Origin of the sequence: Roseibium marinum (genome assembly GCF_002906165.1) — a bacterium.
In the GTDB taxonomy this organism is placed as follows: Bacteria; Pseudomonadota; Alphaproteobacteria; order Rhizobiales; family Stappiaceae; genus Roseibium; species Roseibium marinum.
Map to the genome: position 1 here is coordinate 893,196 of NZ_PPCN01000001.1, position 14,819 is coordinate 908,014.

14 protein-coding genes are annotated in these 14,819 nt (G+C 60.9%); 3 read left to right on the top strand and 11 right to left on the bottom strand.

The features are described from left to right. Positions 1-36: 36 nt before the first annotated feature. From CLV41_RS04210 to CLV41_RS04225, 4 genes are all read right to left on the bottom strand, one after another. Positions 37-1,638 carry a B12-binding domain-containing radical SAM protein gene (locus CLV41_RS04210; RefSeq protein ID WP_103220973.1) on the bottom strand — a complete coding sequence of 534 codons (1,602 nt, stop codon included), beginning with the start codon at positions 1,636-1,638 and terminating at the stop codon, positions 37-39. Between the two features lie 119 nt (positions 1,639-1,757). Beyond that, the gene (locus tag CLV41_RS04215; protein WP_170107109.1) at positions 1,758-3,077 is read right to left on the bottom strand and encodes a tetratricopeptide repeat protein; all 1,320 of its coding nucleotides are present in this window, start codon (positions 3,075-3,077) and stop codon (positions 1,758-1,760) included. A 69-nt stretch (positions 3,078-3,146) separates the two neighbouring features. Further along, the gene (locus CLV41_RS04220) at positions 3,147-3,350 is read right to left on the bottom strand and encodes a cold-shock protein (RefSeq protein WP_103220975.1); all 204 of its coding nucleotides are present in this window, start codon (positions 3,348-3,350) and stop codon (positions 3,147-3,149) included. 269 nt (positions 3,351-3,619) lie between these two features. Continuing rightward, positions 3,620-4,078 (bottom strand): YtoQ family protein, encoded by a 459-nt coding sequence (locus CLV41_RS04225; protein ID WP_103220976.1) that lies wholly within the window; start codon positions 4,076-4,078, stop codon positions 3,620-3,622. 213 nt (positions 4,079-4,291) lie between these two features. Here CLV41_RS04225 and CLV41_RS04230 point away from each other — a divergent pair, with 213 nt between their 5' ends. After that, positions 4,292-4,927 carry a peroxiredoxin gene (locus CLV41_RS04230; RefSeq protein WP_103220977.1) on the top strand — a complete coding sequence of 212 codons (636 nt, stop codon included), beginning with the start codon at positions 4,292-4,294 and terminating at the stop codon, positions 4,925-4,927. A gap of 70 nt (positions 4,928-4,997) precedes the next feature. On the opposite strand, the gene CLV41_RS04235 is transcribed toward CLV41_RS04230, so the two are convergent. The 5 genes from CLV41_RS04235 to CLV41_RS04255 form a co-directional block, all read right to left on the bottom strand. Beyond that, entirely contained in the window at positions 4,998-5,855 is an 858-nt protein-coding gene (locus tag CLV41_RS04235) for an SDR family oxidoreductase (protein WP_103220978.1), read from the bottom strand. Beyond that, positions 5,856-6,683 (bottom strand): TrmH family RNA methyltransferase, encoded by an 828-nt coding sequence (locus CLV41_RS04240; RefSeq protein ID WP_103220979.1) that lies wholly within the window; start codon positions 6,681-6,683, stop codon positions 5,856-5,858. Next, positions 6,680-7,633, bottom strand: a complete 954-nt coding sequence (locus CLV41_RS04245; protein WP_103220980.1) for a class I SAM-dependent methyltransferase — start codon at positions 7,631-7,633, stop codon at positions 6,680-6,682. Before CLV41_RS04245 ends, CLV41_RS04240 begins: the two co-directional genes overlap by 4 nt. Before the next feature lie 303 nt (positions 7,634-7,936). Further along, positions 7,937-10,372 carry a methyl-accepting chemotaxis protein gene (locus CLV41_RS04250; RefSeq protein ID WP_208987260.1) on the bottom strand — a complete coding sequence of 812 codons (2,436 nt, stop codon included), beginning with the start codon at positions 10,370-10,372 and terminating at the stop codon, positions 7,937-7,939. Between the two features lie 189 nt (positions 10,373-10,561). Beyond that, a complete protein-coding gene (locus CLV41_RS04255) occupies positions 10,562-11,320 on the bottom strand; it encodes an SDR family NAD(P)-dependent oxidoreductase (protein ID WP_103220982.1) in 759 nt (252 codons plus the stop codon). Between the two features lie 129 nt (positions 11,321-11,449). Between CLV41_RS04255 and CLV41_RS04260 the strand changes: the two genes are divergently transcribed. Continuing rightward, complete coding sequence (locus tag CLV41_RS04260; protein WP_103220983.1) at positions 11,450-11,692, top strand: (2Fe-2S)-binding protein; 243 nt, start codon at positions 11,450-11,452, stop codon at positions 11,690-11,692. A 15-nt stretch (positions 11,693-11,707) separates the two neighbouring features. Further along, positions 11,708-12,193, top strand: coding sequence for a bacterioferritin (bfr, locus tag CLV41_RS04265; RefSeq protein ID WP_103220984.1), 486 nt, complete (start codon positions 11,708-11,710; stop codon positions 12,191-12,193). 232 nt (positions 12,194-12,425) lie between these two features. On the opposite strand, the gene CLV41_RS04270 is transcribed toward bfr, so the two are convergent. Together CLV41_RS04270 and CLV41_RS04275 are read right to left on the bottom strand one after the other, a co-directional pair. Continuing rightward, entirely contained in the window at positions 12,426-13,106 is a 681-nt protein-coding gene (locus tag CLV41_RS04270; RefSeq protein ID WP_103220985.1) for an ATP-binding cassette domain-containing protein, read from the bottom strand. A 9-nt stretch (positions 13,107-13,115) separates the two neighbouring features. After that, positions 13,116-14,816 carry an ABC transporter permease gene (locus CLV41_RS04275; protein ID WP_208987261.1) on the bottom strand — a complete coding sequence of 567 codons (1,701 nt, stop codon included), beginning with the start codon at positions 14,814-14,816 and terminating at the stop codon, positions 13,116-13,118. Positions 14,817-14,819: the final 3 nt, after the last annotated feature.

Genomic DNA, 14,819 nt, shown 5'->3' on the forward strand with positions numbered 1-14,819 from the left:
CGCCAAAATGGATCGGTGCTTCGCCCGAAGCCTGTGTTATTCGGCGGCAACCACGGCCGGCTGCTCCCAGTGACCTTTTTCGATCTCCGCGATCTGCTTGTCGATCTGCGCGGTGACGAACCGCGAGAACGGTCCGAGATGGACGTAAAGCGCCAGCATCATCATTACCGGCTTGATTGCCCGGAAATTGGTGAAGGCGGTCTTGATCAGGGTTTTCCAGAAAGGCAGGCGATAGGTCGTTTCCGTGAAGGTCATCGCAAAGATCAGCCGGCCGAACATCCTGATGTCATGGAAGAATCCCGCGCCGAAAATAGACCCGTTGGCACCGCTCATGTTGAGCATGCCCGCGACCTTCTGGACCCTGCCGAAATAGGCTTCCGGTCCGTAGACCCGCTCGATGACGGACTTGAAATCGGCCAGGATCTGTTCGCGCGGTCGTATTGTCGTGAAGTTGAGGCCTGCCGTGCACTGGTCGCCGTGCTCCGTATCCGGGTCATCGGTGGCGAAGTCCGCGTGCAGGCGGCCTTCCTTGGCGAGCCGCCGCGTGAGCTGCGTGTTTGGCAGGGCGTAGAGCAGGCCCGTCATCGCGACAGGAATGGCGGCCTCCTCGATCAGGGCCGAAATCTCTTCCGCGACCCTGTCGTTTTCCTCATCGAAACCGACGATGAACCCGGCGAGCACGAAAATCCCCGCATCGTAGATCTGGTGCACGCTCTTGGCGATATCGCGGCGGGTGTTCTGCTTTTTGCGGGTCGCGATCAGCACTTCTGGGTCCGGGCTCTCGATGCCGATGAACACCGAGAAGAACCCGGCCTTTTGCATCATCGTCAGGAGTGCTTTGTCATCGGCCAGATTGAGCGAGGCTTCCGTCGACATTTCGAACGGATGGTTTCTCGCTTTCTGCCAATCCGCAAGGTCCGGCAGGAAGCCTTTGACCGCGCGTTTGTTGCCGATCAGGTTGTCATCGACGAAATCGACATGGCCGCGATAGCCAAGCTCATGCAGCCTGTCGAGTTCCGCCAGCATCTGCTTGTTGGTCTTGGTCCGCGGCACGCGGCCGTAAAGCTCGATAATGTCGCAGAATTCGCAGGTGAACGGGCAGCCGCGCGAATACTGGACACCGATCTGGACATAGTCCTCGAATTTCAGGAGGTCGAAACGCGGGATCGGGCTGGAGGTCACGTCCGCCTTGAATTTTTCCGCGGTGAACCGGCCGGTGCGGGCGCCTTCGTTCCACGCCTCCACAAATGTGCTGAGGATGCCTTCGGCTTCTCCCAGGACGAGAAAATCCGCGGCCTCGTATACTTCAGGAGATGAAGTCGCGTCCGGTCCGCCGACCGCGACGGGTACGTTGTTGGCCTGTGCCCTCTTGATGATGGCAAGGCAATCGGCCTGCTGCGGCAGCATGCCTCCGGTCATGATCATGTCGGCCCAGGCGAGATCCTCGTCGCTGAAGGTGCCGGTATTGCGATCGACCAGTCTGACATTCCAGCTTTCCGGCAGCATCGCCGCGACGGTGATCAGTCCGAGCGGCGGGGCGGGATATTTTGCGCCTACAAGTTCGCAGGTCGCCCCGTAGTTCCAGAAGGAACCGGCGTTAAAACGCGGGTAAACCAATAAAACATTGCAGTTAGGCATGCAGTTTCCCTCCGGACGGACCATCCGTCCACTAATGGCGACACCGTAGCAATATTACGCTTCGGCACAACCGTCTAATGCCGGTCCAGCGGATAAATTTGGGATCTTGCCCCGTCAGCCTAAGCAACCAGAATGGAGTCAGGCTTGTGCAGGTGGAAAATGAGGCCATGGACCTCTTTTCCCAGTTCATGACGCAGGACCACCTGTTTTTCGCTGAGATAGGACAAGCCCGCCGCTTCGGCGCTGCGCCTCAGATAGGCGGGCAAATGCGCGTAACGTCCCGTCGGATCGACCCGGTAGTCGGGGCCGGCCGGATCGGCAAGATGCTCCACGCTGGCAATCAGCAATCCGCCGGGTTTGAGAGCGGCGTAAAGTGCGCTCATGAAGGGCTGCAGATCGCCCAGATAGCACAGCGTATCGACGCAAACGGCCAGGTCGAACCGGGTCGGCAATTCGGAATTGAGGAACGCGACCAGTTCCCCTTCCACCAGAAAATCATAGACCTCCAGGGCAGCGGCCTTGCGCAGCATGCCGGGCGAAAGATCGATGCCGGTCAGCTTGCCGCATTGTTCACGCATGAGCGGGCCGCACAGGCCTGTCCCGCATCCCAGGTCGACCACATCGGGAAACAGGGTGCCGTTTTCCCTGCCGAGGGCGATCACTTCTTCGGCGACCAGCTCAGGCGCGCGGTAACCGAGATTTTTCAGAACCTCGTCGAAACTGTCCGAGAAACTGTCGAAATGGGTTTTGACGTAGTCTTCCGGCGCCTGGTCCAGATTGTCACCGCGCACGGCGGCGAGCTGATAGCGCGCGACGGTGTTGTCCGGGTCCGCCGAAACGATGCCCTCCAGATGTTCGACAGCGCGTTCCCTTCGTCCAAGGGCGCAAAGCACCCTTGCGTGCCAGATGGGGTCCGTCCAGACTTCGGCACCGAACTCCAGGCACCGTTCCAGCGCATCGGCGGCTTTTTCCTTATGACCCGCCAGCATCAGCGACAGGCCGTAATTGTGCCAGGCATTGGGGTTGTCGGGATCCAGGCGGACGATTTCGGTGAGGATCGGCAGGAGGTCGTCGTTGTTGGTCGCGCCCTCCATCATGACATTGATGTTGCTCCAGGCCTGTTCGTGGCGCGGTTCGATCTCGACTGCCCGCACATAGGCTTCGAGTGCCTCGTCCGGTTTGTCGGCGAGTTTCAGGATATTGCCGAGATTGTTGTAGGCGGAAGCGTTCCGCGGGTTCCTGTCCAGGGACTCGCGGATCAGCAGGACGGCGTTGTCGGTCTTGCCGGCATCGAAGTGTAATAGGCCGAGAAAATGCAGCCCGTCGGCGTGGTCGGGATCGGCGGTCAGTACTTCCTTGTAGGCAGCGAGTGCCGCTTGCAGATTGCCGTCCCGGTGAGCGGCAACTCCTTGCTCCAGCCTTGCGTCACAATCAATCACGTTTGACATTCTCCCAACAAAAAAGGGCGGTCGAACCGCCCTCATTTCCGGATAGACCCGTAAGTGAGCTTACAGGATTTTCAGATCTTCGGCCACCATCTGACCGCGGCGCCACTCCAGATCGAAAACCACAACCTGGCCTTCTGTCAGAGTGTCGATACCCGATCGGCGAAGGGCCGAAATGTCGACGAGAATGTTGTCCTCGCCATCTTCAGGTTCGATCGTGCCGATTCCCCGGCGGTGATCGAACCATTTTACGTTTCCATGTTGCATGGATTTACTTTCCAAATTTTCGCATCAAGGCATTCGGGCGGCATATGTAGCCGCACTTCTCAACGCCTTGATGACATCGTTGTTGATAGTGCTAAAGTACTTTTGAAATACCCATCGGAAAAATACGCATGTTCGGGCAGTCATAAAAGGCTGCCTCAATCCGAACCGCGGTCCTTGATAAGTTGGGATCTCGCTACCCGGTATTCAAACCCGGGAATATCTAAAGCTTTACCCAATATGGTGACGATAAAGTTAATGTCAAGGCAAGACTACCGATCCAGCTGGCCGTGTATGACATACTTGAGGATATCGACCACTTGCCCTGGCGTTTCGGTGACTGCAAATGCAGCTGCGTCAACTTCCTTGAGCGGGTGGGTCAGAGACGGGTCATGCATCACGATCAGCGATTTTCCGAGCGCTGACGCATAGCCGGCGTCGAACGCGGCGTTCCACTGTTTGTATTTGTCGCCGAAGCGCACGACGACGATATCGGCTTTTTCGATCAGCGTGCGCGTGCGGATGGCGTTCACCTTCGCGCCCTTTTGATCGTACCAGAACTTGTTGCTCTCATCGCCGAGGATCACCGCGCCGCAATCGTCGCTGGCGGGATGATCCGTGACCGGCGCGGAAAATTCCACCGGCAGGCCAAGAGCTTTTGACTGCTCCATGATGGTTTCGCGCCAATCGGTATGGATTTCGCCGGACAGGTATACGCGCCAGGTGCCCATTTTTCTCTCCCTCTCAGGTTTTTGCTGTTGCTGACAATATCTGTCGCCTTGCTGGTCCAAAGCTGGTGGGTGAACAGGCCGCCGTCAAGCCATGCGTCGGATTGCCCATGCCGGAGAGCCATACCCACTCTGGACAAACCGCTGGGAATTCGTGAAGGATGGCGCGCCCAATTCCGGCTTTCTACCCATGAGAAAATTATCAGGAGATTATTGATGTCTGCACTTTTGCTCGGAGACGAGGCTCCCGATTTTGAAGTTGACACCACCTCTGGCCCGATCCGCTTCCATGAAGCGATCGAAGGTTCCTGGGCGGTTCTGTTTTCCCATCCGAAGGATTTCACGCCGGTCTGCACGACCGAACTCGGCATGACGGCCAAGCTGAAGGACAAGTTCGAGGCGCGCGGCGTCAAGGTTTTCGGCGTTTCCGTCGATCCGATCGAGGATCACCATGCCTGGATCGGAGATATCAAGGACACGCAGGGCGTGGCGCTGAACTTCCCGCTGATTGCCGATCCGGCACGCAAGGTCGCGACCGCCTACGGCATGATCCATCCGAACGCCAACGATACCTTGACCGTGCGATCCCTGTTCGTGATCGGCCCGGACAAGAAGATCAAACTGAAAATCGAATATCCGGCGTCCACCGGCCGCAACTTCGATGAGGTCATCCGCGTGATCGACTCTCTTCAGCTGACGGCTAAACACAAGGTCGCCACCCCCGCCAACTGGAACTCGGGCGAAGACGTGATCATCGTTCCGGCCGTCAGCGATGCCGAGGCCAAGGAAAAGTTCCCGGAAGGCTGGAAGACGCTCAAACCCTATCTGCGCATGGTGCCGCAGCCGAAATAGGTTGTGTGCGGGTTTATGATGAAAGAGGTGGTTCCGACCCTCTCCTCACGGGAGAGGGCGCCGGACCGCGTCACATGCTTTCCAGCAGATCCTTCAGGGCGGTGCGGTAGTCGGGAAAGCGGAAGGAATAGCGGAGCTCGCCCTTGACCCGCCGGTTGGAGACCCGCTTGTTCTCGCCGTAAAAGGAACGCGCCATCGGGGACAGGTCGGCGGTCTCGAACGGCACTTCGGCGGGCGGTTCCACTCCCAGCAGGTCCGCGGCGAAGGTGACCACGTCCTGCGGCGGTGCCGGTTCATCGTCGGTAACGTTGAAGATCCGGGTCGAGGGGCGTTCCATGGCGGCGCTCAGGACACCCGCGATATCGGCGACATGAATGCGGTTGAACACCTGGTCCGGCTTGACGAGCCTGCGGGCCGTGCCGTTCCTGAATTTTTCGAGGACGTTGCGGCCGGGCCCGTAGATCCCCGAAAGCCGGAAGATCTGCACCGGCAGCTGGTGGGAGGAGGCAAAGTCGAGCCATGCACGTTCGGCGGCAACACGCTGCACCGAGCGTCTGGAAACCGGCTTGCAAGGCGTTTCCTCATCCACCCAGGCGCCATCGTGATTGCCGTAGACGCCGACCGTGGAAAGATAGCCGATCCAGTCAGGCCTGGCCGCGGCGATATCCTCGCCATGACGGTTCAGGGCCGGGTCGCCCGCGTCATCCGGTGCGATTGAAACCAGCACATGCGTCGCGCTCGTGATCGCCTCCGCGATGCCTTCCCCCTTGCTCTTGCCGTCAAAGAGAAAGGGCTCCACTCCCAGATCCTTGAGGTCCCGGGCTTTTTCCAGCGAGCGGGTCGTGCCACCGATCCACTCGAACCGGTCGCGGATTTCCCGCACAAATGCCTTCGAGGAATAGCCCGTGCCGAAGACGAACAAACGCATTCAAAGCTCCAGGTGCTTGCGGCGGATTTCATAGAGCGCGATGCCGGTGGCAACGGCGAGATTGAGACTGTCTGCCTGACCCGCCTGCGGTATGCGGATCAGGGTCGAACAGGCGGCCGCCATGTCGTCTTCAAGCCCCTGCTGCTCGTTGCCCATCACCAGCAGGACAGGGTCAGTGTAATCCGGCGAGCGGTAATCGACCGACCCCTTGAGATGGGTGGCGGCAACGGTGCCGGGCCACTTGCCGGCGAGCGCCTTGAATTCGTCCTTGCTGATTTTCGCAAGCGGCACATGGAAAAGCGAGCCCATTGTGGCGCGCACCGCCTCCACGGCGAACGGGTCTGTACAGTCGCCCACCAGCATCACGCCAGCGCCGCCGACGGCATCTACCGTGCGGATGATGGTGCCGAGATTGCCCGGATCGCGCACCCGGTCGAGGGCAACCCACAGGGCCGCGCCGGAGGGATGGATGTCCTTTGCGGAGAGCATCCGCTGTTCGTAGACACCGACAACCATCTGCGGATTGTCCTTGCGGGTCATGGCGGACATGACGGCCGTTGAGACTTCCAGGATCAGGGCGCCCCTTGCCTTTGCGGTCGCGGCCGCCTTCTGGGCAACAGGATTGTCGCGCGCCTCTGTGCCGAGCGCCAGATAGCGCACGCCCCACCCGGCGGCAAGCGCGTCGGTTGCCAGCTTCAGGCCCTCGGCGACGAAAAGACCGGACTGGCTGCGGTGCTTGCGCTGGGCGACGAGGCCTTTGATTTCCTTGACGATCGGATTGGAGTGGCTGGTGATCTGCTTGACCGAGCCCTGACGTATTTCGCTCATCGGCTGCTCCAGCGCGAGAACAGCGACGTGGACAGGGCCCGCTTGCCGTCCTCTTCTCGGATCACCAGTTCGCCGGACTCCAGCAGCCCGCCCTGACGGGCCAGCGTCTCGGCCATCAGTTCGTGAATGGAAACGAAACTGGAGCGGATCGCATAGGCGGTCAGGATCATGAACAGCGCGTCTTCGGCGAGCAGTTTCTGCAGGTCGGCGAGCATGCCCGGCAGGCTGGTGTAAAGATCCCAGACCTCGCCCTTCGGGCCGCGCCCGTATTTCGGCGGGTCCAGGATGATGCCGTCATATCTGCTGCCGCGCCGCACTTCCCGGGCGACGAATTTGCCGGCATCCTCGCAGATCCAGCGGATGGGCAGATCCTCAAGGCCGGAGAGTTCCTGGTTTTCCCGCGCATAGCCGATGGCTTTCCTGGAAGCGTCCACATGCGTGACCTGAGCGCCTTCGCTCGCCGGAAGCAGCGAGGCCAGCCCGGTATAGCCGAAAAGGTTCAGGATTTTCAGCGGCTTTTCCGGTGCGCGTTCGCGCTCGGCGCGGATCTTGCCGTTGACCCAGTCCCAGTGCGCCGCCTGTTCGGGAAAGACGCCGACATGGCGGAAGGACATGAAGCGGCCGTTGTAACGCACCGGTCCATAGGCCATCGGCCAGGTTTCCGGCACGCTGCCGGAAAATTTCCACCGGCCCGGACCTTCTTCTTCCGTATCGCCGGTAAAAACCGCGTCCGCCCGGCTCCAGACGCTTTCCTTCAGCCGCCGGGCACCCATGGCCTGGGGTTCGGGGCGCACGATGGTGAAACGTCCGTAACGCTCCAGTTTTTCGCCGTCCCCCATGTCCAGCAGCCGGTAGTCCTTCCAGCCTTCGGTTTCCAGAATGACAGGCCAGGATTGGGCCGGGGGATTGCCGGGTTCGGCAAAGGATGAGGCGCTGGTGAGGTTCGCCACGATTGTCTCTCGTATCTCGGAAATCTTTGGTGTTGTCCTGCCTTAGAGCATTCTGCGCTCAATTGAACGTAGACAGGTTGCTCTAACACTTGTGAATCGATCGGCTTTTGCATGCCCAATCGAATCCGACGGAGCATCCGTTGATCTAGTCGCCAGCGGCGGCGCGGTCAATATTTAGCGCGAAATCCGGGATGGCGCCGGCGAGGGGAACCGGGCGGCGCGAAGGAGCCGGGCCACGAAAAAGGGCGGGAGCGTTCGCCGCTCCCGCCCTTGATTTCGGTGCTACTCCGATCGGGCCAAAGGTCAGGCCGCGGCCACTTCCGAAAGGAACCGCTCGACTTCCTGTTTCAGTCCGTCGGTCTTTTCCGTGAGCTCGCCGGAGGCCGACAGAACCATGTCGGCGGAGGACGAAGTCTGGTCGACCGCCTGGGACAGCTGGTTCATGGAGGAGGAGACCGCGCTGGTTCCCTCCGCCGCGCGCTGCACGTTCTGCGAAATCTCGGCGGTGGCGGCGCCCTGCTGTTCGACGGCGGAGGCGATTGCCGTGGTGTAGGTGTTGACCTCGGTCATGGTCTCGGCGATCTCGCCGATCGCGACAACGGATTCCTTGGTCGCGTTCTGGATCTCGGTGATCTGCGAGCTGATTTCCTCGGTTGCCTTGGAAGTCTGGGTTGCCAGCTCCTTGACTTCCGCGGCGACCACCGCGAAGCCCTTGCCGGCTTCACCGGCGCGCGCCGCTTCGATGGTCGCGTTCAGCGCCAGAAGGTTGGTCTGCTCGGCGATGGCCTGAATGAGCGTGACGACCTCGCCGATCTTGGTGGCTGCTTCCGCAAGGCCCTCGACCTTCTGGTTGGTGATCCGTGTACCGGTGGTTGCCTTGTCGACGATTTCGGTGGTCTGGGCGACCTGGCGCGAGATCTCGCCGATCGATGCCGCGAGTTCTTCCGCCGCGCTTGCAACGGTCTGGACGTTGTTGGTTGTGTCGTTGGAGGATTGCTGGGTTTCGCTGGCATATCCGGCGCTGTCGCGGGCGATTTCCGTCAGGGCACGGGCTGTCGAATCGAGACCTCCGGCGGTCAGTTCGACCGACCCGAGAGCTTCCTCGGCTGTTGCACGGAAGGACTGGATCAGGCCGTCGATGCGCTGCTGACGCTCCTGCCGGGCGGCTTCCTCGCGGGCATTCTGGTCTTGCAGCTGCGACCTTTCCACGGCGTTGTCGCGGAACACCTGCACGGTGCGGCTCATGTTGCCGATCTCGTCGCCCCGGTCGATGCCCGGTATCTCGACTTCATTGTCGCCGTTGGCCAGCCGGTCCATCACGTTTGTGATCGTCTGGATCGGACGGGTGATGGCAAGGTTCAACACGAATGCCAGGCCGACACCACCCGCGATGGCCAGCAGGATGGTGATCATGATCTGCATTTCCGCGGAAGCGGCGGCGGCGGAGGCTGCGGTGGACTGCGAAGCGGATATGCCGGCGATTTCTTCGCTCACCTGACCGGTCAGGGTGTCAAGCTGCTTGCGTTTCTCATGCAGATCGGACTGCGCCATCAGCATTTCCTTGAAGGCCCTGTCGAAGGTGGCGACCGATACCGGAATTTCGTTGATGGCATCCGCCGTGGACGGCAGGAGCTTCGCGAAGGAAACCATCTCCTCTTCAAGAGCGGCGAGCGCGGCGATCTGGGCTTCCGCGGGCGCGGGATCGTCCAGTCCGAACTGGCCGAAGAGGTTCAGGGTTTCCTTTTGCGCCTTGATTGCGAGCTCCTTGAGAGTGTCCGCCTTTTCGGCAATCCCGCGGATACTGGCAAGGCGGGTGTTCGCGGTCAGCGCGGTGGCCTTGGACTCGCTCACGGCTGTATTGGCCTGCATGCGGATATCGCGCGCGATTTCCATCATCGCCTCGATGGAGGTGCCGACCGCCGTCCTGGCCTCATAGGCCTCCGCAAATCCGAGATCCTCGGAAAGCTTGGCGATTGCCTTGCTCAGCTTGTTGGCCTGTCCCGAGAGTTTGGAAACGCTCTTGCTCTGGACACCCGCGATCTTCCGGTAACCCATTTCCTTGGTCTGGGCGACCATGTCTTCCGCGGTGCTCAAGGCCTTCGCATGGGCTTCGCCTTCCAGCGAGCCGCTGCCCTTCAGATAGGCGAGCTGAATGGACACCACGGCTTCCTGGAGCTCGAAGACTCCCCGTTGCATGGTGTTCGCGTCGTCGAGCGTGCCGTTGGCTGCGAAAACCTCGCTGCTGACCTTTTTTTCCTCGGCCAGTACCGCTTCGGAAATCGACGTCGCAAGAGTTTCGAGATTGCCGGCGCTTTCCTGCAGCGTCGCAAGACGGTCCGCCTGTTGCTGTGTCTGGGTGACGACCTGATCGAAGGTTGCCGAGAATTCCTTCACGGCGTCCAGCGCTCGCTCGACCTGAGTCCGGGCAATGTCGTCATTTGAGACGTCGTGGCTCAGTTCCTCCAGGGTCCCGTTCAGTTGGCCGATTTCCTGCCGGACGGCAACGTCGAGTTCAGCTGTCGGGTTGTTGAGGAATTCCTCGCGCTTCAGCGATGTCGCCTGGACCTGGTTGGCCACCTTGGCCGAGTGATCGGCGACGACAAAGAGTGACGAGAGATTGTGGACCGCCAGAAAACCGACGCCGCCGACAACGGCAGTCAGCAGCAAAATGGCGAAAAACCCGCCTCCGACCTTGAAGCCGAACTTCAAGTCGACCAGCATCTTCATAATCCGTAGCATTTCGTCCCCGCAGCGCCATAAGACCAGCATTGATATTCTGCAACTATTGCGCGGGGTCCATGAATATTAGGTAAACTACAGAAAAAATATCCGTCCTTCCGCACGGATCTCCCTGTTAATATTTCCTATTATTTGATGCGGCGCAGCATACGCAATTACGTCGATAGTAGGCTGGCTTGGATTTCAGGTCTAAACATGCTGCCCGCCGTTGATATGTATTTCCGCACCAGTAACATAGGACGACATGTCCGAGCACAGGTAAAAGATCGTATCGGCGACCTCCGCCGGTTGCCCGAGACGGCGCAGAGGTATGTCGGCGACCAGTTTTTCGGTGCCGGGAGACAGAATCGACGTGTCGATTTCGCCCGGTGCGATCGCATTGACCCGGATACCGTGGGGACCGAAATCGGTTGCCATTTCGCGGGAAAGGGAAGCAAGGGCGGCCTTGGACGTCGCATAGGCGGTTCCGGCGAAGGGGTGAACCCGCCCGCCCGCGATGGATGTCACGTTGACCACCGATCCTTTTGCGTTTTTCAGTTCCTTGAACAGGCCCCGGCCCAGAAGTATCGGCGCGAAAAAATTGACCTGGAAGACCGTCCGCCATTCATGCATGGGGGTGTTGAGGGAATTGAGGCGTTCTCCCTCCGGGTCTTTCGGGCTGATGCCGGCATTGTTGACCAGGGCGTTCAGCCTGGAGCCGTTGGCTTCCAGCCGCTTGCGGATTTCCTGAACGGCGAACCCGAGATTTTCCGGATCGGAAAGATCGACCTGAATATGGTCCTCCGGTCCCATCGGCCAGGGGCATTTGTCCGAGAAGGCGTAACGGGAGCAGGTGATCACACGCCAGCCTTCGGCGGAAAAGCGCTTTACGGTCGCATGGCCTATGCCGCGACTGGCGCCTGTCAAGACGAGGGTGGGACGGTCATCCTGGGTGGCCTTGCCGGTCATTTCGGATCCTTGCTGGCGTGTCCGGGTGGACTCGGAAAAAGTTGACTCAGATAGTAGAGTTTCGTTATTGCGCACAAATCCCTGAATGCCAATATGTCCGAATGATAGGGACGCGGTCCGGAACCTGCGATGATCATATGCTCCTGTAACGTTCTGTCTGACAAGCAGCTTCGCGAAGCGGCGGAAGAAATGCGTGCGGACCCTAACGGAAAACTGCCGACGCCGGGCGCCGTGTTCCGGCATCTGGGCTGCCGTCCGAGATGCGGTGGCTGTTTTCCCGCCGTCATTGACATCATTCATCAAAAGGCGTCTGAAGAAGCAAGCGAAAAGGAAGCGCGGACCGAACCGGTCAAGCGGGCCGTGAACCGGTAGATTGAAGAGGGCCAAATGAAAGGCGAACCGCGCGTTATCGACTATCTGAACAAGGCCCTTCGCCACGAGCTGACGGCTGTCAGCCAATACTGGCTCCATGCCAGATTGCTGGCCGACTGGGGATTCGGCAAGCTGGCGGACAAGGAACTGGAGGAATCCGGGGAAGAGCGGCAGCATGCGCAGGACCTCATGGACCGGATCATCTTCCTGGAAGGGCTGCCGAACCTGCAGACCCTGGACCCGTTGCGCATCGGCCAGTCGGTCAAGGAATGCCTGGAAGGGGATCTTGCGGCCGAATATGTGGCCCGGGCGCTGTATCACGAGGCGCGCGAGGTCTGCCGCGAGCTTGGCGACTACATTTCCATGCAACTGTTCGAAAAGCTGCTCGGCGATGAAGAAAGCCATATCGATTATCTCGAAACCGAACTCGGCCTGATCGAACGGATCGGCATCGACAGGTATTCGCTTCTCCAGGCCAAATCCGCCGACGCGGCAGAGTGATCCTGTTTCCTGGGGCTGCCACGCACGGCAAAGCTTGGCGCACAGCCGTCTGCAACTCAGACTACTGACAAAGGCTTGCGCTTTCGGTCGTCATCCCGGCCAAGCGAAGTGCGAGCCGGGACCGGTGAGCAACAATCCTTTTCCGTCGCACTTGCGTTTCTATCGACAGACCCCGGCTCCCCGATCCCGGATCTTCGTTGTGCTGCGTCCGGGATGATGGGCTGAAGGTTTCTCAACAATCCAAGCCATTGCCGGCTTTGCCTGCCTCAAGCCGGTGGACCTCGCCACCGGCCGCCCGGGCGTCTTCTTCGTCATGGCTGACCAGCAGGACGGGCAGTCCCTTTTTCCGCGCCAGATCGAAAACCAGTTCCCGCACTTCCGCCCGGCGTGTGCGGTCGAGGCTGGAAAACGGCTCGTCCAGCAAAAGCGCTTTCGGTTCGGCGAGCAGCGTGCGCATCAGCGCAACGCGTGTCTGCTGTCCGCCGGACAGAGTTGCCGGATCCCGTTTACCGAAGCCTGCGAGGCCGACGTCGGCCAGAGCGCGTTCGGCCAGGTCCTGCCGATCCTGCCGGCGCCTGCATGTAGCGGGCAGGGCGAACATCAGGTTCTGCAGAACGGACATGTGCGGAAACAGCAGGGGGGACTGGAACATCAGTCCGATTTGCCGGTCCTGAGCGGGCAGGGATGTCAGATCGCGGCCGTTCAGCAGCGCCCGTCCCTCCGCCCGGAAGTCGGGCTTCAGGAAACCGGCGACAAAATCCAGCAGACTGGATTTTCCGCTGCCGCTTTCCCCCATGATCGTCAGCACCGAACCCGGAAGGATCCGGCAATCGATGTCCAGCAGCGGCAGCCCGCCGAGCCGGATAACGACATTTTCAAGAACAAGGCCGGATATGCGATCGCTGGAGGACATGTGCGAGTGTTACCTTTCCAGCCGCATGGCGGCGCGATTCCTGAAGGCCAGCGCCGGAACAAGCGCGGCGAGACTGAACCCCGCGAGCGGGACGATCAGCTGCAGGAGGGCGTAGAGGGCGGCGATCTGGCGGCTGCCGCCGCTCGCAAGGGCGACGCTTTCCGTCGTGACCGTCACGACCCGCCCCGCGCCGATCATCAGTGTCGGCAGGTACTGTCCGGTGGAAACCGCGGCGGCCACCGCGAAGGTCACCAGAACCGGGCGCAGCAGCAGAGGCAACTGGATCTGGAAGAATACCCGCGCCCGGCTTGCGCCGGTGGAGCGGGCGGCCTTCGCGTAGCGCGGGTCGAGCCGGTTCCACGGATCGCTCAGGGCCAGAAACGCATAGGGAAAGACGAAGATCAGATGGGCAAGCAGCACGCCCGTCAGCGTGCCGCTCAGCCCGGCAAGCAGAAAGAACATCTGCAGGCCGAAGAGAAAGCCGATCTGCGGAAGCAGAAGAGGCAGGAAGATCAGCGCCTTCATCCGTCCGGTCTCGCGCCTCCTGGCGTTGCCCCGCGCTTCCAGCAGCCAGAGCGTCAGGGCGGTTGCAATGGCGGCCGCGCCGCAGGCGATGACCAGTGTCGCGCCAAGGCTCGGGCCTCCCGATTTGAGGGCGTCCAGCATGCGGCCAAGGCTCCATGCCTGCGGCAGGCTTGCGGGAAACCACCAGGATTTCGCCAGCGACCACACTCCCAGAAGCGCCACGGAAAGGCTCATGGCGGCAACGATCAGCAGCATCGGCAGGAGACTGAACACCCTGCCTGGGGTCTCACGCGGGTGGCGGCGGCCGTTGGAGAAGCGCGTGCGCAGGCAGGATCCGGCGAGCGTTTCGAGCAGCAGATAGACAAGAAGCGCGCTTGCGCTGAGCAGAAGTTGAAGCAGCGCTCCGGCCGAGGCCATCAGGCGCAGGGACAGATCCGGATCGTTCATCCAGCCTACCAGCCGCGGCGCCAGGGGCTGCGGTGTCGTCGGGCCCAGGATCACGGCCACATCGACAACCGAGGTGGCATAGGCGATCACCGCCAGCACCGGCAGGCGGATCAGCGGATAGATCTGCGGCAGGACGACCTTGAAGAACGTGGCCATGCGGCCGTAGCCGAGGCTCGCGCCGGCCTTGAGATACTCCTGTACATGGGGCCGGTTCAGGGCGGCAAGCGTCATCAGGAAAAGAAACGGAACCTCCTTGGCCACCAGTCCCACCGTCATGGCAAGACCGTAAGGGTCGCCCGGGATCAGGATATCCGGCGGACGGGTCCAGCCCGTCGCCCAGGGCGAGATCAGGCGGACCAGAAATCCGGAGGGGGCGATCAGGAAGGCAAGTCCGATGGCAGCGGCCGCATGCGGCACCGACAGGAGCGGCGACAGGAACCGCGTCAGCCGCCGGAAAGTGTCCGTTCCGGCCCAGCCGGCGGTGAAGAGGAGGACAATTGCCAGCGACGCGACAGAGGCGGCAAGGCCGGTGCTGAAACTGAGCGCGGCGGAGGTCGTCAGTCCCGGCATTGAAAACAGTTTGCGGAACGGATCGCCCGAGAAGGAGTCATGGCCAAGCACAGGCAGATAGCCGAAGGCGGGCAACACGGTGCCTGCGAGACCGGCCAGAACCGGCCCTGCCAGCAGGGTGGTCACAAGGACGGTCGGAACGTCCGGAAGGCCGTCAGTTTTCGGCAAGGG

Bases quoted from the DNA above. Each gene is read 5' to 3' on its own strand.
- bfr (WP_103220984.1), top strand. From the start codon at position 11,708: ATGAAAGGCGAACCGCGCGTTATCGACTATCTGAACAAGGCCCTTCGC.
- CLV41_RS04255 (WP_103220982.1), bottom strand. From the start codon at position 11,320: ATGACCGGCAAGGCCACCCAGGATGACCGTCCCACCCTCGTCTTGACA.
- CLV41_RS04210 (WP_103220973.1), bottom strand. From the start codon at position 1,638: ATGCCTAACTGCAATGTTTTATTGGTTTACCCGCGTTTTAACGCCGGT.
- CLV41_RS04225 (WP_103220976.1), bottom strand. From the start codon at position 4,078: ATGGGCACCTGGCGCGTATACCTGTCCGGCGAAATCCATACCGATTGG.
- CLV41_RS04235 (WP_103220978.1), bottom strand. From the start codon at position 5,855: ATGCGTTTGTTCGTCTTCGGCACGGGCTATTCCTCGAAGGCATTTGTG.
- CLV41_RS04250 (WP_208987260.1), bottom strand. From the start codon at position 10,372: ATGCTACGGATTATGAAGATGCTGGTCGACTTGAAGTTCGGCTTCAAG.
- CLV41_RS04230 (WP_103220977.1), top strand. From the start codon at position 4,292: ATGTCTGCACTTTTGCTCGGAGACGAGGCTCCCGATTTTGAAGTTGAC.
- CLV41_RS04260 (WP_103220983.1), top strand. From the start codon at position 11,450: ATGATCATATGCTCCTGTAACGTTCTGTCTGACAAGCAGCTTCGCGAA.
- CLV41_RS04220 (WP_103220975.1), bottom strand. From the start codon at position 3,350: ATGCAACATGGAAACGTAAAATGGTTCGATCACCGCCGGGGAATCGGC.
- CLV41_RS04240 (WP_103220979.1), bottom strand. From the start codon at position 6,683: ATGAGCGAAATACGTCAGGGCTCGGTCAAGCAGATCACCAGCCACTCC.
- CLV41_RS04270 (WP_103220985.1), bottom strand. From the start codon at position 13,106: ATGTCCTCCAGCGATCGCATATCCGGCCTTGTTCTTGAAAATGTCGTT.